The sequence below is a fragment of the Bacillus sp. SD075 genome, from assembly GCF_017355165.1.
In the GTDB taxonomy this organism is placed as follows: Bacteria; Bacillota; Bacilli; order Bacillales; family DSM-1321; genus Peribacillus.
On record NZ_JADILK010000030.1, the window covers coordinates 1 to 19,571 of the forward strand.

Annotated in this window: 23 protein-coding genes; 22 read left to right on the forward strand and 1 reads right to left on the reverse strand. The window is 40.4% G+C overall.

The annotated features are described in order from the left end of the window. Positions 1-177 precede the first annotated feature (177 nt). The 11 genes from IOC57_RS17665 to rsmI all read left to right on the forward strand — a co-directional run bounded on the left by IOC57_RS17665 (position 178) and on the right by rsmI (position 7,954). The gene (locus tag IOC57_RS17665; protein WP_207439925.1) at positions 178-396 is read left to right on the forward strand and encodes a sigma factor G inhibitor Gin; all 219 of its coding nucleotides are present in this window, start codon (positions 178-180) and stop codon (positions 394-396) included. Between the two features lie 237 nt (positions 397-633). After that, on the forward strand, positions 634-2,088 hold the full coding sequence (locus tag IOC57_RS17670) for an aminotransferase class I/II-fold pyridoxal phosphate-dependent enzyme (RefSeq protein WP_207439926.1): 1,455 nt from the start codon (positions 634-636) through the stop codon (positions 2,086-2,088). A 39-nt stretch (positions 2,089-2,127) separates the two neighbouring features. Continuing rightward, positions 2,128-2,769: a dTMP kinase gene (gene tmk / locus IOC57_RS17675; protein WP_207439927.1), complete on the forward strand. Its 642-nt coding sequence runs from the start codon at positions 2,128-2,130 to the stop codon at positions 2,767-2,769. A 101-nt stretch (positions 2,770-2,870) separates the two neighbouring features. Beyond that, on the forward strand, positions 2,871-3,200 hold the full coding sequence (locus tag IOC57_RS17680) for a cyclic-di-AMP receptor (protein ID WP_061440312.1): 330 nt from the start codon (positions 2,871-2,873) through the stop codon (positions 3,198-3,200). A gap of 24 nt (positions 3,201-3,224) precedes the next feature. After that, a complete protein-coding gene (locus IOC57_RS17685; RefSeq protein WP_207439928.1) occupies positions 3,225-3,668 on the forward strand; it encodes a YaaR family protein in 444 nt (147 codons plus the stop codon). A 14-nt stretch (positions 3,669-3,682) separates the two neighbouring features. Continuing rightward, positions 3,683-4,681, forward strand: a complete 999-nt coding sequence (gene holB, locus IOC57_RS17690; RefSeq protein ID WP_207439929.1) for a DNA polymerase III subunit delta' — start codon at positions 3,683-3,685, stop codon at positions 4,679-4,681. Between the two features lies 1 nt (position 4,682). Continuing rightward, positions 4,683-5,513 carry a PSP1 domain-containing protein gene (locus tag IOC57_RS17695; RefSeq protein ID WP_207439930.1) on the forward strand — a complete coding sequence of 277 codons (831 nt, stop codon included), beginning with the start codon at positions 4,683-4,685 and terminating at the stop codon, positions 5,511-5,513. Positions 5,514-5,563: 50 nt separating this feature from the next. Continuing rightward, entirely contained in the window at positions 5,564-5,902 is a 339-nt protein-coding gene (gene yabA / locus IOC57_RS17700; RefSeq protein ID WP_269467095.1) for a DNA replication initiation control protein YabA, read from the forward strand. A gap of 178 nt (positions 5,903-6,080) precedes the next feature. Continuing rightward, positions 6,081-6,824, forward strand: a complete 744-nt coding sequence (locus IOC57_RS17705) for a tRNA1(Val) (adenine(37)-N6)-methyltransferase (RefSeq protein ID WP_063235897.1) — start codon at positions 6,081-6,083, stop codon at positions 6,822-6,824. Continuing rightward, complete coding sequence (locus IOC57_RS17710; RefSeq protein ID WP_207439931.1) at positions 6,811-7,071, forward strand: GIY-YIG nuclease family protein; 261 nt, start codon at positions 6,811-6,813, stop codon at positions 7,069-7,071. Before IOC57_RS17705 ends, IOC57_RS17710 begins: the two co-directional genes overlap by 14 nt. Before the next feature lies 1 nt (position 7,072). Beyond that, positions 7,073-7,954 carry a 16S rRNA (cytidine(1402)-2'-O)-methyltransferase gene (gene rsmI, locus IOC57_RS17715; protein WP_207439932.1) on the forward strand — a complete coding sequence of 294 codons (882 nt, stop codon included), beginning with the start codon at positions 7,073-7,075 and terminating at the stop codon, positions 7,952-7,954. A 49-nt stretch (positions 7,955-8,003) separates the two neighbouring features. On the opposite strand, the gene IOC57_RS17720 is transcribed toward rsmI, so the two are convergent. After that, on the reverse strand, positions 8,004-8,288 hold the full coding sequence (locus tag IOC57_RS17720; RefSeq protein WP_063235900.1) for a transition state genes transcriptional regulator AbrB: 285 nt from the start codon (positions 8,286-8,288) through the stop codon (positions 8,004-8,006). Positions 8,289-8,918: 630 nt separating this feature from the next. Here IOC57_RS17720 and metG point away from each other — a divergent pair. The 11 genes from metG to IOC57_RS17775 all read left to right on the forward strand — a co-directional run bounded on the left by metG (position 8,919) and on the right by IOC57_RS17775 (position 19,406). Then, entirely contained in the window at positions 8,919-10,880 is a 1,962-nt protein-coding gene (gene metG, locus IOC57_RS17725) for a methionine--tRNA ligase (RefSeq protein WP_207439933.1), read from the forward strand. A gap of 207 nt (positions 10,881-11,087) precedes the next feature. Continuing rightward, entirely contained in the window at positions 11,088-11,855 is a 768-nt protein-coding gene (locus IOC57_RS17730) for a TatD family hydrolase (protein ID WP_207439934.1), read from the forward strand. A 278-nt stretch (positions 11,856-12,133) separates the two neighbouring features. Then, positions 12,134-13,288, forward strand: coding sequence for a G5 and 3D domain-containing protein (locus IOC57_RS17735; protein WP_286184977.1), 1,155 nt, complete (start codon positions 12,134-12,136; stop codon positions 13,286-13,288). 249 nt (positions 13,289-13,537) lie between these two features. Continuing rightward, complete coding sequence (gene rnmV / locus IOC57_RS17740) at positions 13,538-14,101, forward strand: ribonuclease M5 (protein WP_207439936.1); 564 nt, start codon at positions 13,538-13,540, stop codon at positions 14,099-14,101. After that, complete coding sequence (gene rsmA, locus IOC57_RS17745) at positions 14,094-14,972, forward strand: 16S rRNA (adenine(1518)-N(6)/adenine(1519)-N(6))-dimethyltransferase RsmA (protein ID WP_063235905.1); 879 nt, start codon at positions 14,094-14,096, stop codon at positions 14,970-14,972. Before rnmV ends, rsmA begins: the two co-directional genes overlap by 8 nt. A 193-nt stretch (positions 14,973-15,165) precedes the next feature. After that, on the forward strand, positions 15,166-16,044 hold the full coding sequence (gene yabG, locus IOC57_RS17750; protein ID WP_207439937.1) for a sporulation peptidase YabG: 879 nt from the start codon (positions 15,166-15,168) through the stop codon (positions 16,042-16,044). A 314-nt stretch (positions 16,045-16,358) separates the two neighbouring features. After that, positions 16,359-16,610 (forward strand): biofilm formation stimulator Veg, encoded by a 252-nt coding sequence (gene veg / locus IOC57_RS17755; RefSeq protein ID WP_061440325.1) that lies wholly within the window; start codon positions 16,359-16,361, stop codon positions 16,608-16,610. A 151-nt stretch (positions 16,611-16,761) separates the two neighbouring features. After that, complete coding sequence (locus IOC57_RS17760) at positions 16,762-16,938, forward strand: small, acid-soluble spore protein, alpha/beta type (protein ID WP_034316340.1); 177 nt, start codon at positions 16,762-16,764, stop codon at positions 16,936-16,938. 323 nt (positions 16,939-17,261) lie between these two features. Further along, positions 17,262-18,131, forward strand: coding sequence for a 4-(cytidine 5'-diphospho)-2-C-methyl-D-erythritol kinase (ispE, locus tag IOC57_RS17765; protein ID WP_207439938.1), 870 nt, complete (start codon positions 17,262-17,264; stop codon positions 18,129-18,131). Between the two features lie 61 nt (positions 18,132-18,192). Next, positions 18,193-19,017, forward strand: a complete 825-nt coding sequence (gene purR, locus IOC57_RS17770; protein WP_207439939.1) for a pur operon repressor — start codon at positions 18,193-18,195, stop codon at positions 19,015-19,017. Positions 19,018-19,031: 14 nt separating this feature from the next. Next, positions 19,032-19,406 carry a RidA family protein gene (locus tag IOC57_RS17775; RefSeq protein WP_207439940.1) on the forward strand — a complete coding sequence of 125 codons (375 nt, stop codon included), beginning with the start codon at positions 19,032-19,034 and terminating at the stop codon, positions 19,404-19,406. Positions 19,407-19,571: the final 165 nt, after the last annotated feature.

Genomic DNA, 19,571 nt, shown 5'->3' on the forward strand with positions numbered 1-19,571 from the left:
TAATGCAAAGAAAAATCATTGGAAATAAAGGGATTATCAATTATGGAAACTTTTATAAAGACATACACGTATTGAAATTCTTCATCATACATTGTTAAAAGCATTAAAAGCATCCCGGTTCTCTTAAACTATTTAAATTAATGTATGCGAACAATGGTTTTTGGGGAGAATGCAGGTATGGAGGTGGAGATGTTGGGGAGAACAACAACCAAAACAACGGCAGGGGAAATGTGTGCGGTTTGTGAACAAATAAAAGGGATGGGTATACATCTTTATACGACTTTTATTTGTGAGGAATGCGAAAGGGATATGATCGGGACGGATACGAACGATCCCAAGTACCAATATTACTTAAAGCAATTAAGAAAAATCACTAATCCTGAAATATTTTCATGAAAAAATAGTTGTGGAAAGTTAAAGAGTCAGAGAAAAAGAAATGGTGTGTTTCTTTATTCTCTGATTCTTTTTTTGCTACTTTAGAAGAATGCGTGGCAGCATGCTCCCGTGTTTCTGCATGTTCCCTCAAACAGACTGTTTGGAGATACATAATTGCCTTTCTGTCGACGCAATATGAGATAAAATTGAACTTATTTGATAAAATGAAAAAATACTATGATATGAGGGAAGAGAAAAATGAATCAATCACAGACACCATTGTTCGATGCAATGAGTGCTTTTCATAAAAAAAGGCCCATATCGCTGCATGTCCCAGGACATAAAAATGGATGGGTGTTTAATAAAAGGGGACAAGCCTTATATATTCCTCTGCTTGGTATTGATGCCACGGAGATAAGCGGTTTAGATGACCTCCATGCCCCAGAGGGCGCCATTTTAAAGTCCGAGCAACTACTTGCTGATCTGTATGGGGTAAAGCGGAGTTATTTTCTGGTAAATGGATCAACCGTAGGCAACATTGCCATGATTCTTGCTACCTGCCGAGAAGGTGATAAGGTTCTTGTCCAAAGAAACTGCCATAAATCAATTTTACATGGATTGATGTTAGCGAATGTACAACCGATTTTTTTACAACCAGATTATTATGAGAAATGGGGCATTGCTGGCGGTGTAGGAACAAAATTAATTGAGGAAGCCTTGAATGTACATCCAGATGTAAAAGCCATCGTTGTAACCTATCCGAATTATTATGGTCTTGGTGAAGACTTGACGGAAATGGTAAAACTCGCACATCAAAAGGGGATCCCGGTGCTGGTGGACGAAGCACATGGTGCCCATTTTCAGTTAGGAAATCCGTTTCCCAAACCGGCAATTTTGGCAGGAGCAGATGCCGTTGTCCATTCAGCGCATAAAACACTGCCAGCCATGACGATGGGGTCATTTCTTCATGTAAATTCTTCCTTACTTGATGTAGATCAAGTATCATTCTATTTACAAATGCTTCAGTCGAGCAGTCCATCTTACCCAATTATGGGATCGCTTGACTTGGCCAGGGCCTACTTAGCCGCTTTTACATCAGAAGATAAAAGATCCCTTATTGAAAAGATATCAGATTTCAGAGAGGCATTAGGTGCCCTGCAAACAATAAGGGTGCTGGAGGCTCCGATAGGCAGCTCGGCAGACCCGTTGAAAGTAGTCATTCAATCAACAAATGGTTTAAGCGGGTTTGAGTTACAGCAGCTATGTGAAGCCGAAGGAATTTTTGCGGAAATGGCTGATCCTGATAATTTATTAATGATTTTACCCTTATTAAAAATGGGTAACGAATTTCCTTTTCATGAAATCGTTCAAACTATAAAAAGTGCCACTGAAGACAGAACTGGAAATAAAGAAGCAGATCTTGGGGTCCTCCTGTCTAATGGAAGGTCAATGACAGGACTTGAAATGCCCTACTCCGTCATGAAGCTTAGTAAATCAAAACCTGTCGCATTAAGGAAAGCAGTGGGCGAGGTATCTGCCGAGATGGTCATTCCTTATCCGCCTGGCATCCCTTTAATTATGTCCGGGGAAATGATTACTCCTGAGCATATATCAAATTTAAGTAGACTGCTAGAACTGGGATCAAGATTTCATGGGGGTTCCTCCCTTTCAAACGGAGAATTGATTGTTTATGAAAGCAGGGAGACTGGTTAAAATGATATACTACAAACAAAGAACCTTGGAGGTACATCGATGAAACGTGGTATTTTTATAACAATGGAAGGGCCTGAGGGTGCCGGGAAAACAACAATTACCCAAATGCTTGGCAGGGCTCTGCAACAAGAAGGCTACCAAGTCCTATTAACGCGTGAGCCAGGGGGAGTTCCCATTTCGGAGCAAATTAGGGAAGTGATCCTCAATAAAGATAATACAGCCATGGACTCGAGAACAGAGGCTTTATTATACGCAGCAGCAAGGCGTCAGCATTTAGTGGAAGTGGTCATGCCTGAGTTGGAACGAGGGGGGATTGTCCTCTGTGACCGATTTATAGATAGCTCGTTAGCCTACCAGGGTCATGCAAGGGGTTTGGATATAGAAGAGGTTTACAATATCAATAAATTCGCAATTGGAGATATGATGCCAGATGCCACCTTCTTTTTTGATATCGACCCAGAAGAGGGATTGAGACGTATCCAGTCCAATGGGGAACGGGAAGTGAACCGGCTGGATCTTGAAGCCCTCGACTTCCATAAAAAAGTTTGTGAGGGGTATCGGTTCATTATAAATAGATGGAAAGACCGTTTCATTATCGTGGATGCAGGCCGGACAATAGATGAAGTCCTTGAGGAAACGAAAGCCAGCTTGTTGAACTTTTTAGCGAGAGCAGGAAACTAAATATATAGGTTTCCATATTATTCAACCAATACTATTCCAGGCAAGGACTAGTTGCTATAATGGAGTTAGTAAAAATTCAGAGTAACCGGAGGATGATGAGAATGAAAATGATCATTGCTGTCGTTCAAGACAAGGATAGTCATCGCCTGCTGAATGAATTAGTGGAAAATAATTTCGGAACGACCAAGCTAGCTAGCACTGGCGGGTTTTTGAAATCTGGTAATACGACTTTTATGATCGGCACAGAGGATGAACGTGTTGATCAAGCCATTCAGATCATCAAACAGAATTGTCAGTCAAGATCCCAATTAGTATCACCGGTTTCACCGATGGGCGGGAATGCCGAGTCTTATGTACCTTACCCTGTGGAGATTCAAGTAGGCGGGGCGACAATTTTTGTTCTGCCGGTTGAAAACTTTTTACAATTTTAACGGTTAGTTTCAGGGAGGTTCATTATGAAAATCAACCATGATATCCCTATTAAGCTGGATAAATCGCGTCAGGATGCCAAACAGTTTCAAATAGGAAATGGAAGATTTCAGCAAATGGTCCGGACACAGGATCAAAAGATGCAAATCCAAACATTAAACCGTTTGATAGGCGATATTGAAGGGGCAGGTCAGCGTTTAGTAAGGTCACGTACTTTTAGGGAATTGGCAAAATATAAAGCATTGGTGAAACGGTTTGTTAAAGAAGCGGTTGAATATGGACTGGAACTGAAGCAATCCACGAGCTGGAACGAATATGGACAGAGCCGGCCGTTGAAAACCGTGGAAACGATAGATGCAAGATTAGTTGAGTTAAGCGAGGAAATTCTTAATAATAAAGAGAAAAACTCGCTTGAAATATTGGAAATGATAGGCGAGATTAAAGGTCTTCTGATTAATTTATATACTTAAGTGAGTTGATGGTTTTGGATAAAACATGGCAGGACATGAGTGAAATACAGCCGCAGGTGATGACGATGCTGCAAAATAGCTTAACGAAGGACAGGGTGGCTCATGCGTACTTATTTGAAGGGGAAAAAGGGACAGGTAAGCAAGATATAAGCAATTCCTTTGCCAAAAGCTTACTATGTGAAGCCCTGACAGCAGGTTATGAGCCATGCGAACTTTGTCGGAATTGCAAACGGATTTCAAGTGGGAATCATCCCGATGTCCATTTGATAGAAAGAGACGGTCTCTCCATAAAGAAAGAACAAATCAAGGGGCTTCAGGAAGAGTTTTCAAAAAAAAGCGTGGAGGCAGATCGAAAGGTTTATATGATTGCCGATGCGGACAAAATGTCGGTGGGGGCAGCCAACAGTCTATTGAAATTTTTAGAAGAACCTTCAGCTGATACTGTAGCAATATTGATGACCGAACAGATTCAGAGGATTCTACCGACTATATTATCAAGATGCCAAGTGATTTCGTTCAAGCCATTATCTCCTGAGAATGTGAAACGGAAGCTGATGGAAGAGGATGTAGAACCACAGTTGGCCTCGGTTATCGCACACATAACACAGAATGTGGAAGCTGGAATTGAGCTTAGCCATGATGAATGGTTTGTACAAGCTCAAAAAATAGTGGTAAAATTATATGAAGTGTTAAAACTTAATTCCTTGAAGGCATTGCTGTACCTTCAGACGGATTGGTTCACACACTTTAAAGAAAGAGAACAGGTTGACAGAGGTCTTGATTTGTTACTTCTTATATATAAGGATTTATTATACATTCAGTTGGATAAAAAGGACTTCGTTGTATTCCAAAATAAACTGAAGGAATTTGAAACTCACGCTCTTCATCTTTCCCCAAGACGCCTTGCTGAACATATGGGTTGCATTTTGGAAGCAAAAAGGAAGCTGATGTCCAACACGAATCCACAGCTGTTGATGGAACAGCTTGTGCTGAATTTGCAGGAGGGATCATGATTTGTATGATGTTGTAGGTGTCCGTTTTAAAAAGGCGGGCAAAATATACTACTTTGATCCGGGTGAATTCGTTATTCCTAAGGACGACTTTGTAATAGTGGAGACTGTCCGCGGTGTTGAATTCGGTAAAGTAGTTACGGCCCGTAAACAAGTAGATGAAAACGATGTTGTCCTGCCATTGAAAAAAGTACTTCGGGTCGCTGATGCAAAAGATAAGCTGATTGTAGACGAAAACAAGGCGGCTGCAGAAGAGGCTTACTCTATATGTTGTCAAAAGGTTGTGGAGCATAAGCTGGATATGAAGCTGGTTGATGTGGCATATACTTTCGACAGAAATAAAGTCGTGTTTTATTTTACAGCGGATGGTCGCGTGGATTTCCGTGATTTAGTCAAAGATTTAGCTGCCATTTTCAGAACTCGCATAGAACTGCGCCAAATTGGGGTAAGGGATGAGGCAAAGATGCTTGGCGGCATCGGACCTTGTGGCAGAATGCTATGCTGCTCCACATTCCTAGGAGATTTTGAACCGGTTTCCATCAAAATGGCGAAGGATCAGAATTTATCATTAAACCCTACAAAAATCTCAGGTTTATGCGGTCGATTGATGTGCTGTCTGAAATATGAAAATGATGAGTATGAAAGTGCGAAGGAAATGCTTCCTGATTTAGGTGAAATGATTAATACGCCTGGTGGCAAAGGCAAAGTAGTTGGGCTTAATATTCTAGAACGCGTACTTCAGATTGAACTAATCGAGCAAGAAAGAGTATTAGAGTATACTCTAGATGAGATTCTAAAAGAGGGAGCCGTTTCTATTCAAGCCACAGATTATTAAGGTGGTGGGAGAGCGTGGATAAGAAAGATATTTTTGAGTCGGTGACCAATATGGAAACCCAGATAGGCCAATTATATAAGCAGCTTGGAGAATTGAAGCAGAACTTAGCTGAAATCCTTGAGGAAAATCAGTCGCTCAAGCTGGAGAACGAGCATTTGCGCCATCGGTTGGGCCTTGTCGAAGTCGAAACTGCGCCTGCTGCAGTAAAGGTCAAACAAAAAGTGAAAAACCGTACTGCAAGTGCGGACAAGGTTATGGATATCGGGGAAGGCTATGATAATTTAGCACGTATCTATCAAGAAGGCTTTCATATTTGCAATCTGCATTTTGGCAGTTTACGAAAAGAAGGGGATTGCCTGTTCTGTTTATCTTTTTTAAACAAGAAGTGATAATGGAATAATATAAAAGATGTTCCATCTCTTTTACGTGATAGATAGACCGTTTACAATATATAGTGATTCGGGGTCTGACGCATACTATGAGTCAGACCCCTTTTTGTACGATAGTAATGTCGAAGCATGGACCCTAAACATGCTTTTTCCATACATGATTAGGAGGGTAACAGCAATGGTAGAACTTAAAGGAGATGAGCGCCTGGATTATCTATTGGCTGAGAATTTAAGAATCATCCAGAGCCCATCGGTGTTCTCTTTTTCATTAGATGCCGTTTTATTATCAAGGTTCGTAAATGTACCGATCCAAAAAGGTAAAATCGTAGATCTTTGCTCAGGGAATGGGGTCATACCTTTGCTGCTGAGTACAAGAACGAAAGGGACAATTACCGGTGTCGAGATTCAGGAACGGCTATATGACATGGCCCAGAGGAGCATGGACTATAATGGCGTATCCTCCCAGATCGAGATGATTCATGGGGATATAAAAGAAATTCCAAAACAGATAGGTTATAGCAAATATGATGTGGTTACTTGCAATCCACCCTATTTCCCTACGCCATCTATCGAGGAAATTAACAAAAATGAACATTTTGCAATTGCCAGACATGAAATAATGTGTAATCTTGAGGACGTCATGCGTGTTTCAAGTCAATTGCTGCGTCAAGGTGGGAAAGCGGCATTCGTTCATAGACCAGGCCGTCTGATGGATATCCTGCGTTTCATGAGGATGTACAGAATTGAACCGAAGCGACTGCAATTCGTTTATCCAAAGAGTTCAAAAGAAGCGAATACGATTCTTATTGAAGGGATAAAGGACGGCAACCCCGATTTGAAGATTCTTCCTCCGCTAGTTGTATATAATGATCAAAATGAGTATAATCCGGAAATCAGAAGGATTTTATATGGAGAGGAATAAGCATTATTTTTATGTTTTAAAGTGCAGGGACGGCAGCTATTACGCTGGGTATACAAATGATTTGACCCGTAGGATTGATGCCCATAATCAAGGCAGGGGTGCAAAGTATACACGAGGCCGGACCCCGGTTGAACTGATTCATCATGAAATATTCGAAACACAGACATTGGCCATGCAGGCCGAATATAAATTTAAGCAATTAACGAGAAAACAAAAGCAAAAGTGGATGGCAAAGGAGGATACATGATATGTGGCAGCAAAAGAGTTTTGAAAAAGAAGGATTGGAGCCAGCTCTATATCTGGTCCCTACACCGATAGGAAACCTTGAGGACATGAGTTTTCGGGCTTTAAGAATCTTAAAGGAAGCGGATGTCATTGCTGCTGAGGATACGCGAAATACGAAGAAATTATGCAACTACTTTGAAATTTCGACACCTATCGTCAGTTACCATGAACATAATAAGGAGTATAGCGGGAAGCAGATGCTTGAGAGGCTTCGATCTGGAGAGGTCATCGCATTGGTAAGTGATGCTGGCTTGCCGACGATATCCGATCCGGGATATGAACTGGTCAAAGATGCCATTGCCGAACAGTTTAAAGTCATCCCGTTGCCGGGGGCCAATGCTGCATTAACTGCATTGATCGCATCTGGACTGATTCCGCAGCCTTTTTACTTTTATGGCTTTCTACAACGGGGAGCAAAGGAAAAGAAGCAGGAACTGGAAAAATTAAAAAAAATGGAATCGACCTGGATCGTTTATGAATCTCCACATCGATTGAAAGAAACATTGAAACATATGCATGACATTCTAGGTGACCGTCGTATAGTATTATGCCGCGAATTAACCAAGAAATTTGAAGAGTTCATTCGAGGGACTGTAAGTGAAGCATTGACGTGGGCGATGGAATCTGAAATTCGCGGTGAGTTCTGTTTAATAATAGAAGGTGGGCAATGGTCGGAGGATGAACCTGAAGAAGCTTGGTGGATGGTCCTTGACATCGTCGGTCATGTTAATCATTATATAGAAACCAAGCAGTTCACTTCAAAGGACGCAATCAAGCAGGTCGCAAACGATCGCAAATTGCAAAAACGCGATGTATATCAAGCGTATCACATTGATATACAATAATAATAAGCAAAAAAAAAACTTCCGAAGTCCGGAAGTTTTTTTATATCATTTATTTAGCAGCAGTGAAGTTTTGTTGAATTTCTTGAATTAGTAATTCTGCACCTTCACGACTAAGAATTAATTTACCATTAGCAAGTGTAAGGTTGTTATCGGAAACTTCACCTGTAACTTGGCAAGTCATGTTTGGTTTGTATTTTTTCAAGATGATGCGCTCATCATCAACATAGATTTCAAGAGCGTCTTTCTCAGCGATACCCAATGTACGACGAAGTTCGATTGGAATAACCACCCGGCCTAACTCATCAACTTTACGAACAATACCTGTAGATTTCATTTAAAAATTCTCCTCTCAGTTTCAATCTAGTACCCTATTTCTATTTTTTTCGCCAATATTCGACAAATTTTTTTATAAATTTATAATACCAGCCATTCCCAAATTCGTCAATGATTTATTTTCATTTTTTTGTAAGAAATAGCATGGCCCATTTCGTATATCAAAAGGATTTTTAAAGGGAAAAATCGGTTATGTCTTTAAAAGTAAAGAAATAACAGGCTGCAAAGAACTACTCACTTCACCACATTTCGACAAAGTGTGCATATAAAAACATACTTTATTATTATATGATTAAATATAATTTAGTTTCAAAACAAAAGTTCTGAATTAAGGACAATTTTTCGAAAAAGTTTGCGAATATGTGAGTTGTTGCACAAAAAAAGAAATTTAGGTATATTTTGTTGAGGTAAGAGGTAATGCTGTCATAAGGGAAGTTCACGTCCATGATCCTTATTTTTAATGTGAGATTTACTTATATTTTTTTTTATTCTATTAACATGATGATTAGATTCATGATTATTGTCGCACAGAATTGTATATAGCGTTAAAATAGAGATAATAGCTTAAATGCATTCTTAAGGCTTGGGCCTGTCCTATAGCCGGTTTTTCAAAAGATGAGGAGGGAACGAAGTGCAAGATAAATTAAAAACATTCTATATCACGACACCCATATATTATCCGAGTGGTAATTTACATATAGGGCACGCGTATACGACAGTGGCAGGGGATGCCATGGCTCGTTATAAAAGGATGCGTGGCTTTGATGTCATGTATTTAACAGGCACGGATGAACATGGTCAAAAAATCCAGCGTAAAGCAGCTGAGGAGGGAATCACTCCACAGCAATATGTAGATAATATCGTATCAGGGATTAAAGAGCTCTGGGAAAAGCTTGATATTTCATACGATGATTTCATCAGGACGACGGAAGATCGCCATAAAGATGTCGTAGCCAAGATATTCAAAAGGCTATTGGATCAAGGCGATATATACTTGGACCAGTATGAAGGGTTATATTGTACACCTTGCGAATCTTTCTTCACGGAACGTCAGGTGGAAGAAAGCAATGGAAACTGTCCTGATTGCGGCAGGCCTGTTGAAAAGGTGAAAGAGGAATCCTATTTCTTTAGGATGAGTAAATATGCGGATCGGTTATTGAAGTTTTATGAGGAAAACCCGGATTTCATTCAACCGGAATCCCGCAAAAATGAAATGATCAATAACTTCATCAAGCCTGGATTGGAAGATCTGGCCGTTTCACGTACTACTTTCGATTGGGGCATCAAAGTGCCGGGAGATCCAAAGCATGTTATTTATGTCTGGATAGATGCATTGACCAATTATATAACCGCATTAGGGTATGGAACGGATAATGATTCTAAATACTTGAATTATTGGCCAGCCGATGTTCATCTGGTCGGAAAGGAAATCGTTCGTTTCCATACAATCTATTGGCCGATCATGTTAATGGCTCTTGACGTGCCGCTTCCAAAGAAAGTCTTTGCCCACGGATGGCTTCTCATGAAAGATGGTAAAATGTCCAAATCAAAAGGGAATGTAGTGGATCCCGTTACATTGATTGATCGTTACGGTTTGGATTCTTTACGCTACTATTTATTGCGTGAAGTACCATTTGGTTCCGATGGGGTATTTACACCGGAAGGGTTTGTTGAACGGATTAATTTTGACCTGGCAAATGATTTAGGGAATTTATTAAATCGAACAGTTGCAATGGTCAATAAGTATTTTGATGGTGTGATTCCAGAATACCATGGATCCAATGGTGAATTCGAAAAAGCTTTGCTTGAAATGAACCAAGATACGGTAGGCAAATATGAGGAAGCAATGGAAAAAATGGAATTTTCAGTTGCACTAACTTCCATTTGGCAACTCGTGAGCAGAACTAACAAATTCATTGATGAGACCCAGCCATGGACTCTTGTTAAAGATGAAGCAAGGAAAAAAGACCTTGCTAGTGTCATGGTTCATTTGGCGGAATCATTACGCAGGACAGCAATCCTTTTGAAACCGTTCTTGACTCAAACACCGGAAAAAATCTTTGCTCAGCTTAACATCGTTGATGATGTGTTAAAATCCTGGGACAGTTTAGCGGAGTTCGGTCAAATTTCTGCTGAAACGAAAGTCTTGAAGGGGGACCCGATCTTCCCTCGTCTGGATGTGGAAGAGGAAGTTTTATACATTAAAGAACAAATGCAGGGCGGTGCCCTTAAGGCTGAGGAAAAAGTAGAAGAGACGATTCCCGAGGTTGATGAAATCACTATTGATGACTTTACAAAAGTAGAGCTTCGTGTTGCTCAGGTCATGGAAGTTGAAACGGTAAAGAAGGCGGATAAGCTTCTTAAACTTCAGCTTGATTTGGGTTATGAGAAACGGCAAGTCGTATCAGGCATTGCACAGTACTATAAACCCGAAGATTTGGTAGGCAAAAAAGTGATATGCGTAACGAATTTGAAACCTGTTAAACTTCGTGGCGAGCTCTCTCAAGGAATGATTTTGGCGGGAAGCCAAGATGGTGCGCTCTCAGTCGCTACAATAGATTCATCGATTCCAAATGGTTCAAAGGTAAAATAAACCGATGAAAACATAAAGGTGTTTCATATGAAACATTTTTATGTTTTTTTCTTTATCCTTTTGGAAAAAGTAATTTCATACAGGTTTAGTTTTGGTTCTACATTTATATGTTGGGCATAGGACTCCTTTGTAATCTGTTTGTTACCTAAATGTGAAACATAAAACTTTCATTTTTTAATAAAATAGTGCTAGAAAGGAAGAAAAATAATGTTATTTGACACACACGTACATGTTAATGCGGAACAATTCAACGAGGATCTCGAAGACGTAATAGAAAGAGCAAAGGAAGCAGGAGTCAATAATATGGTAGTCGTAGGTTTTGACCGGCCTACTATTATAAGGGCAATGGAATTAATAGAAGCTTATGATTTCATGTATGCCGCAGTCGGATGGCATCCTGTGGATGCTATAGATATGACAGAAGAGGACTTACAATGGATCGAGGATTTATCAAATCATCCAAAGGTTGTGGCCATTGGTGAGATGGGCCTGGATTATCATTGGGATAAGTCCCCGAAAGAAGTTCAAATGGAGGTGTTCAGGAAGCAAATCCGATTGGCCAAAAAGGTGGGGCTGCCTATCATTATCCATAACCGGGAAGCGACCGCGGATATCGTGCACATACTAAAGGAAGAAGAGGCATCAAGGGTTGGAGGCATCATGCATTGCTTTAGCGGCAGTGCAGAAACGGCTTTGGAATGCATCAATATGAATTTTTATATTTCATTGGGTGGCCCTGTGACCTTCAAGAATGCAAAAAAACCAAAGGAAGTGGCAGCAGCCGTACCTTTGGACCGTTTACTGATAGAGACCGATTGTCCATACTTGGCTCCCCATCCTTATAGGGGGAAGCGTAATGAACCTTCTTATGTGAAGCTTGTTGCTGCACAAATTGCAGAAATCAAACAACTCACAATAGAGGAAGTTTCCCAGACAACAACGGAAAATGCCAAGAAATTATTCGGCATTAACTGACATTTTTTTTTACAATATCTCTCGGGATTCGCTAGCTGAAATAGCATTTTTTAAGGTTTCTACAAATCTCACTCCAACTATAGGCTCATTATGTCGAGAAGTCGCCCTTTTCTTTTCATTATGGAATATGCATAATAGGTAGTAATTTCCTGAATGAGAAGTGAATGGGTTGACAGCTTGATAACTAAGTCTATATAATCACCGGGAGGAAGGAGGAGTTTTTCATTCTATTAAAAACCATGAAAAACCTTATTCCCAAACCTTTTGGGAAGAAGAGGATGGCAATTGCCATTTGCAGTGCTATTCTTGTTTCTACAGCATTGGGAATACTAATATATCAAGGAACAAAGGATACAGTAACAATCACGTTAGACGGAAAAAAAGAGGTAGTGCGTACACACGCGGCTACTGTAAATGATATGTTGGAAGATTTAGAGATTACCGTTCAAGCCGCAGACTATGTCAACCCATCAAGAGCCACAAAGGTTGATGATGATTTAGAGGTGGTTTGGAAGCCTGCACAAAAAATCGTCATGATACAGGATGGTAAGAGGAAGGAAGTTTGGTCCACTGCCGATACGGTAAACGAACTTTTAAAGGACCAGGATCTTAGTGTGAAGGAACAGGATAAGATCACCCCTTCAAAAAGTACGAAGCTGAAAGCGAATATGGAAGTTGCCATAGACAAAGCCTTTTCACTGAAATTGGTGGTAGGTGGAAACGAAAAGCAGGTATGGTCAACTTCGACTACTGTCGCTGACTTTTTAAAGCAACAAGGAGTAAAACTCAATGATTTGGATCGAGTTGAGCCAAAATTAACCCAAAAAGTTGAAGCTGAGAATACGGTAAACGTAGTTCGAATTGAAAAAGTCACCGATGTAGTGGAAGAACCAGTTGACTTTGCTGTCATAACAAAAAAAGATGACTCGTTATCAAAAGGGAAAGAGAAGATTGTCAAAGAAGGAAAAGACGGCCTCGTTTCTAAAAAATATGAAGTTATTAAAGAAAATGGCAAAGAGGTTAATAGAGAATTACTTTCAGAAAGAGTAGTTAATAAAAAGCAGGATAAAGTTGTAACGGTCGGAACTCGAACGACGGTTGCCCAGGCATCACGCGGAGTAACTAACGTTAGTTCTTCGAGTGGAAAAGAAATATACGTATCATCAACAGCTTATACTGCCAGTTGTAAGGGCTGTTCCGGTGTCACGTCCACAGGCGTGGACCTAAAGAGTAATCCGGGTGCGAAAATCATTGCAGTCGATCCAAACGTAATTCCTATGGGGTCGAAAGTATATGTAGAGGGCTACGGCTATGCAGTAGCTGCTGACAAAGGCGGAGCAATAAAGGGAAATAGGATTGATGTATTCTTTTCCTCAAAAAATGATGCCTATCGCTGGGGTGTAAAGAGAGTAAAGATTCGTGTATTGGACTAATAAGGTTTCTCTCGCAGGAGATGAATTCGTCTCCTGTTTTTTGCGTTTTATTTTCCATTTGTTGAAAAACCCCATGTAAAACTGTTTTAATAAGATAGACGTCTCACTATTCCATAAGATTTCAATATATGCGTGTGAACTTTCATAAATGATCTTGACTGATTCTCTATCCAGAAAATTTTACGGGGATCGGTTACGTTTATCCAAGAGCTAATCAAAGCGCTTGCGCTTTTCTGTATGGAGGAAACCATGAAAAAGATTAAAGAAATTATTGTTGTAGAAGGAAAAGACGATACGGTAGCGATCAAAAGGGCTGTTAATGCTGATACAATAGAAACCAATGGTTCAGCAGTTAATGAGTCCTGTATTGAGCAGGTGAGGCTTGCACAAAAGACACGTGGAGCCATCATTTTCACAGACCCTGATTTTCCAGGCCAAAAAATCAGGAATATTATTTCAGAACAAGTAAAAGGCTGTAAACACGCCTTTTTAACGAAGAAGGAAGCCCTTCCTAAGTCAGGTAGGGGAATTGGTGTGGAACATGCGTCTCCTGAGGCAATTCGCAATGCTTTAAAGGATGCCCAATTAATGGATGGAGAGGCTTCAGAAGAGATTTCACAGCAGGATTTAATAGATGCAGGTTTAATCGGGGGATCCGGTGCCAAGGAACGAAGGGAAAAACTTGGATCTATTTTAAAAATCGGGTTTACCAATGGTAAACAGTTATATAAGAGACTAAGAATGTTCCAAATATCGACTGAGGTTTTTGAGAAAGCGATGGTACAGATAAACCAGGAGGAAAAAAATGAATAAGGATATTGCAACCCCTGTCAGAACGAAAGAAATATTAAAGAAATACGGATTCTCCTTTAAAAAGAGCTTAGGACAAAATTTTTTAATCGATACGAATATCTTGAAACGTATTGTCGAACATGCCAATTTAACGGAAGAAAGCGGCGCCATAGAAATTGGGCCGGGAATCGGGGCATTGACGGAACAACTAGCGAAAAGCAGCAAAAAGGTTGCTGCCTTTGAGATTGATCAGCGTCTACTTCCCATCCTATCGGATACACTGTCTCCTTATAACAATGTAAATATCATTCATGGGGATGTTCTCAAAGCTGATGTCAAGAAGGTCATCGAGGAGGAATTTGCAGGCTTCTCGGACTTGATGGTTGTTGCAAATCTGCCATACTATGTTACGACGCCCATCATTTTAAAGCTATTGTCCGAGGACCTGCCCATTAGAGGTATCGTGTGCATGCTGCAAAAGGAAGTGGCCGATCGAATTGCCGCAAAACCTGGGACGAAGGAATACGGTTCTTTATCCATTGCCATTCAATATTATACTGAAGCCGAAACGGTGATGATAGTACCCAAAACGGTATTCATGCCCCAGCCTAATGTTGATTCAGCTGTAATCCGCCTTACTAGGCGCGTGAAGCCAATCGTCGAGGTGCTGGATGAGGATTTCTTCTTCATTGTGACCCGGGCGAGCTTTGCGCAGCGTCGGAAAACGATTTTAAATAACTTGACCAGTCAGCTGCCAGATGGTAAATCGAAAAAGGAACTCATACTTGCCGCTCTCGAAGCCGCAGAAGTGGATCCTTCCAGACGAGGAGAAACACTGAGCATCAAAGAATTCGGCCGCCTAAGTGATGCTTTATTGCCAAATTTCAAATAAAGAAGATTCAAGTCGGAATGGGGCAACCCTAACTTCCGGCTTTTTTTATTTTGAAAAATTGGCCCATCATGATGGAACGTACCCGAGAATGAAATCAATTCCCACCTTTCACCATTCAAGAATGGTTCGCATAACTTAAGAATGAAAATAAACTAGGGCGGGCTGAAAATAAGTCTTCTCATGGGGTGGGGCCATGAATATTCAAATAAACGATATTGTTGGTCGGGTTTCTTATAAATGCGACGTGTTGTTCCGGGTAATCGATATCCGTGATATTGACGGAAGACGTGAAGCTATTCTTTATGGGGAAGATATCCGACTGATTGCAGATGCACCTTTTCAAGATTTAATGATCATCAATGATAATGAAAGAAATGATCGACAAAGGTCGAATGAGGTACTTCAAGAACAATCTTACCGCTTATTAACACAAGATTTAGAGTTGCAACAACAAAAAAATGGCTATCAATCCAGTAATGGCTATCGTTATAGCGGTGAATATTTTCAGATACCAGGAAGGGTCCTCCATGTTGATGGGGATGCATCTTACTTAAGGAAATGCATGGATCTATATCAGAAATTCGGTATTCCGGTCAATGGCATCTATTGCAATGAAAAGGAGATGCCCCAAAGAATCGGGGGGTTGTTGGACCATTATCGGCCGGACATTCTTGTTGTCACCGGTCATGATGCCTATTCAAAATCAAAAGGACCGATGTCCGATATAAATGCTTACCGTCACTCAAAGGATTTTGTACAGACAGTTAGAGAAGCGCGAAGGAGGGTTTCCCATTTAGACCAACTGATTATATTTGCCGGGGCTTGTCAGTCGCATTTTGAATCGCTGATCCAAGCGGGAGCAAATTTTGCCAGTTCTCCTTCCCGGGTTAATATACATGCTCTCGATCCAGTATATATCGTCGGAAAGATAAGCTTTACGTCTTTTTCCGATCATATTCATGTATGGGATGTCCTTCGGAATACATTAACGGGTGAGAAGGGGTTGGGGGGAATTGAGACAAAAGGGGTGTTACGCACCGGGTTGCCTTTCAAGCCATTTCAGGAAGAATGAACGAGCTGCATTTTGAAAGAATGCAGCTTGCTTTTGGTGGGGTAAGAATTCGGATATCCTCACAAAAAAACGGATTTTTTATTGGGTAAAATCACTTGGCAATGATTTAATTACGAAAATTCGGCTTAATAAATAATGAAATAGTTCGTTTACATAATTTTTCATTTTCCAGGATATAATAAAATTGTTCGCGATTTTGCCGAATTTCAGATAAAAATATATTGACTACATTTTTAAGTGCTGATATAATTTATTATTTTGTTTGCGTATATTTGTAAATTGTGATATACTTAACTTAGTGAGGTGGACCGAAAATGCCAAAAACTCTAGCTGATATTAAAACTGCACTTGATTCAAACCTAGGTAAAAGATTGCTCTTAAAAGCAAACGGTGGAAGAAGAAAGACTGTAGAACGATTTGGAACTTTGGCGGAAACTTATCCGGCTGTTTTTGTAATTGAGCTCGACCAAGATGAAAATGCGTTTGAAAGAGTATCTTACAGCTATGCGGATGTTTTAACGGAAACCGTAGAACTAACATTTTTAAACAAACAACAAGAGATTTAACTTAGACGAGGCAGCGAACAACTTTGTTTGCTGCTTTTTGTTTTGTATAGAATATCCTGTGAGCTCCAATAAAGGCTTAAAAAGGATGTAATGAAATAGCGTATGATGCAAACACTAGGCATGTGACGGCATGTGAAAGGGGTTGCTTCGCTTGAGCAGGAAAAAAGGGATTATGTCAAATGATCTTAAAGAGGAATTGGCTAAAGAACTTGGATTTTACGATGTAGTCCAGAAAGAAGGCTGGGGAGGAATCCGGGCCAGGGACGCAGGAAACATGGTAAAACTTGCTATCGAAAAAGCACAACGTCAATTGGTGAACAAAGAGTAAGATAAAACACTTAATTGTATCATGCCGTCATATTGAAGGAAGCCGGACTCTTTATACAATGTATAGCTCTATTCATTTTTGCTTACATTGTAGTTAAGGAGTCTGGTTTTTTTATGTATCGGTGAATGCCATATGGATATGTAGCAGGTCTTTTGGGATGCGGGAAGTAGCTGCTATCCCAGGTGCCTATATGCGTCTATACTCCTCTAAGGACCAATGTTAGCTTCATTACATGGAAATTACGATTAAAAAACCTTTAGAATATAAACAAATATGATAGAATAGGACAAGAACTTTTAAGAACGTTAAAGTAGGTGGACATATTGAAGCTTATGGAAAAAGCCCCGGCTAAAATTAATTTGGCTTTGGATGTGCTTTTCAAACGGCCTGATGGGTATCATGAGGTGGAAATGATCATGACGACAGTCGACCTTGCTGATAGAATTGAACTAAAGGAAATAATGGGAAATCATATTCAAATTCTATCCCATAATCGATTTGTTCCGGATGATCATCGGAATTTAGCTTATCAAGCCGCATTTATTCTAAAGGAACGTTTTGGGATCAATAAAGGTGTTTCTATAACTATAGAGAAAAATATACCTGTAGCCGCCGGACTAGCTGGTGGAAGCAGTGATGCCGCAGCTACCTTGCGAGGCTTAAATAGACTGTGGAAGCTTGGTCTTTCCATGGATGAACTTGCGGAAATAGGAGCTGAAATTGGCTCTGATGTTTCATTTTGTGTTTATGGAGGTACGGCATTGGCCAGAGGGCGCGGGGAAAAAATCACGCATCTTCCTGCACCGCCAAAATGTTGGGTAATCTTGGCCAAACCGACGATCGGCGTTTCGACAGCAGATATATACAAAAGGCTCCAAACCTCAAAAATGGAGCATCCGGATGTACCCGGAATGATTTCGGCTATTATGGAAAATAATTATCACGATGTATGTGGGGGGTTGGGCAATGTTTTGGAACAAGTGACATTGCAGTTATACCCAGAGGTTGCGAACATTAAAGATCAAATGAAGACATTTGGTGCAGATTCGGTCTTGATGAGCGGGAGTGGTCCGACCGTTTTTGGATTGGTGGAACATGATTCGCGCATGCAAAGAATTTATAATGGACTTCGCGGATTCTGTGATCAAGTCTATGCGGTCCGTTTACTGGGTGATCGAAACAATCTTGAATAGAAGCGTACATTAATGGTATAGTTGCTATATAATATTCGGAATTCACAAAGGGGGTGTCTCAATGAAATTTCGTCGCAGCGAGAGGCTAGTCGATATGACCAATTATTTATTAGAACATCCAGGGGAACTTGTTTCGCTGACTTATTTTGCTGAAAGGTATAGTTCGGCAAAGTCCTCGATCAGTGAAGATTTGACGATCATCAAAGATACCTTTGAACAACGTGGGATAGGATCTTTAACAACCGTTCCAGGTGCGGCCGGTGGAGTGAAATATATGGTTTCTATTAGGGAAGAAGAAGCCAATGCCTTCATTGACGGATTATGTAATACGATCGCCAGTCCCGAAAGGCTACTACCTGGCGGTTATCTATATATGACAGACATATTAGGACATCCGCAAACCGTGAATAAGGTTGGAAGGATAATCGCTTCCATGTATGCCAAGAAAAATGTCTCGGTTATCATGACAATGGCAACCAAAGGAATATCATTAGCATACGCAGTGGCAAATTATTTGAATGTTCCAGTTGTCATTGTAAGAAGGAATAATAAAGTAACGGAAGGTTCTACAGTGAGCATCAATTATGTTTCAGGCTCTTCAAAGAGGATTCAGACTATGGTACTCTCTAAGAGAAGCTTGGTTGAAGGCTCGAACGTATTGATTGTTGACGATTTCATGAAGGCTGGGGGTACCATCAACGGCATGGTCAGTCTATTGGATGAATTTAAGGCGACAGTTGCCGGAATTGCGGTGCTGGTCGAATCCGAACATACGGAGGAGTGCCTTGTCGAGGACTATGTTTCATTAATCAAGTTGACGCAGGTGGTCGAAAGAGACAAAACAATCAATGTCAGCCGTGGGAACTATTTTACGAAAAAGGAATAGGGGGGAATCATTTCATGAAAACGATACATACGAATGAAGCACCGGCAGCGATCGGACCATATTCACAAGGCGTGATCGTGGATAAGTTATTTTTCAGTTCAGGACAAATTCCACTTACTGCTTCTGGTGAGATGGTAACAGGGAATGTCAAGGAACAAACACACCAGGTCTTTAAGAATCTCCAAGCTGTATTGAAAGAGGCTGGGGCTTCATTGGAAACTGTCATTAAGGCAACAGTATTCATTAAAAATATGGACGATTTCGGTTCGATTAATGAAATATACGGAGACTATTTTTCTGGTCACAAACCTGCCCGCTCTTGTGTAGAGGTTGCTCGGCTTCCTAAAGATGTACTACTGGAAATAGAAGTGGTAGCGCTCGTTAAATAAACGGGCGTTTTTTTATTTGTTAAAGGGAGTTCGTAATGGGTAATTTTGCTGTAATATAAGGGTGATTTCTAGTATTTTTGAAAACTAGGCTGAATTTTCTAAAAAAATTACAGATAATAGAAGGAGTTCACGTTTTTTTGTTGAATATGTACTTTAAGTTTTAAC

Bases quoted from the DNA above. Each gene is read 5' to 3' on its own strand.
- IOC57_RS17665 (WP_207439925.1), top strand. From the start codon at position 178: ATGGAGGTGGAGATGTTGGGGAGAACAACAACCAAAACAACGGCAGGG.
- IOC57_RS17670 (WP_207439926.1), top strand. From the start codon at position 634: ATGAATCAATCACAGACACCATTGTTCGATGCAATGAGTGCTTTTCAT.
- tmk (WP_207439927.1), top strand. From the start codon at position 2,128: ATGAAACGTGGTATTTTTATAACAATGGAAGGGCCTGAGGGTGCCGGG.
- IOC57_RS17680 (WP_061440312.1), top strand. From the start codon at position 2,871: ATGAAAATGATCATTGCTGTCGTTCAAGACAAGGATAGTCATCGCCTG.
- IOC57_RS17685 (WP_207439928.1), top strand. From the start codon at position 3,225: ATGAAAATCAACCATGATATCCCTATTAAGCTGGATAAATCGCGTCAG.
- yabA (WP_269467095.1), top strand. From the start codon at position 5,564: ATGGAAACCCAGATAGGCCAATTATATAAGCAGCTTGGAGAATTGAAG.
- IOC57_RS17705 (WP_063235897.1), top strand. From the start codon at position 6,081: ATGGTAGAACTTAAAGGAGATGAGCGCCTGGATTATCTATTGGCTGAG.
- IOC57_RS17710 (WP_207439931.1), top strand. From the start codon at position 6,811: ATGGAGAGGAATAAGCATTATTTTTATGTTTTAAAGTGCAGGGACGGC.
- rsmI (WP_207439932.1), top strand. From the start codon at position 7,073: ATGTGGCAGCAAAAGAGTTTTGAAAAAGAAGGATTGGAGCCAGCTCTA.
- IOC57_RS17720 (WP_063235900.1), bottom strand. From the start codon at position 8,288: ATGAAATCTACAGGTATTGTTCGTAAAGTTGATGAGTTAGGCCGGGTG.
- IOC57_RS17730 (WP_207439934.1), top strand. From the start codon at position 11,088: ATGTTATTTGACACACACGTACATGTTAATGCGGAACAATTCAACGAG.
- IOC57_RS17735 (WP_286184977.1), top strand. From the start codon at position 12,134: ATGGCAATTGCCATTTGCAGTGCTATTCTTGTTTCTACAGCATTGGGA.
- rnmV (WP_207439936.1), top strand. From the start codon at position 13,538: ATGAAAAAGATTAAAGAAATTATTGTTGTAGAAGGAAAAGACGATACG.
- rsmA (WP_063235905.1), top strand. From the start codon at position 14,094: ATGAATAAGGATATTGCAACCCCTGTCAGAACGAAAGAAATATTAAAG.
- yabG (WP_207439937.1), top strand. From the start codon at position 15,166: ATGAATATTCAAATAAACGATATTGTTGGTCGGGTTTCTTATAAATGC.
- veg (WP_061440325.1), top strand. From the start codon at position 16,359: ATGCCAAAAACTCTAGCTGATATTAAAACTGCACTTGATTCAAACCTA.
- purR (WP_207439939.1), top strand. From the start codon at position 18,193: ATGAAATTTCGTCGCAGCGAGAGGCTAGTCGATATGACCAATTATTTA.
- IOC57_RS17775 (WP_207439940.1), top strand. From the start codon at position 19,032: ATGAAAACGATACATACGAATGAAGCACCGGCAGCGATCGGACCATAT.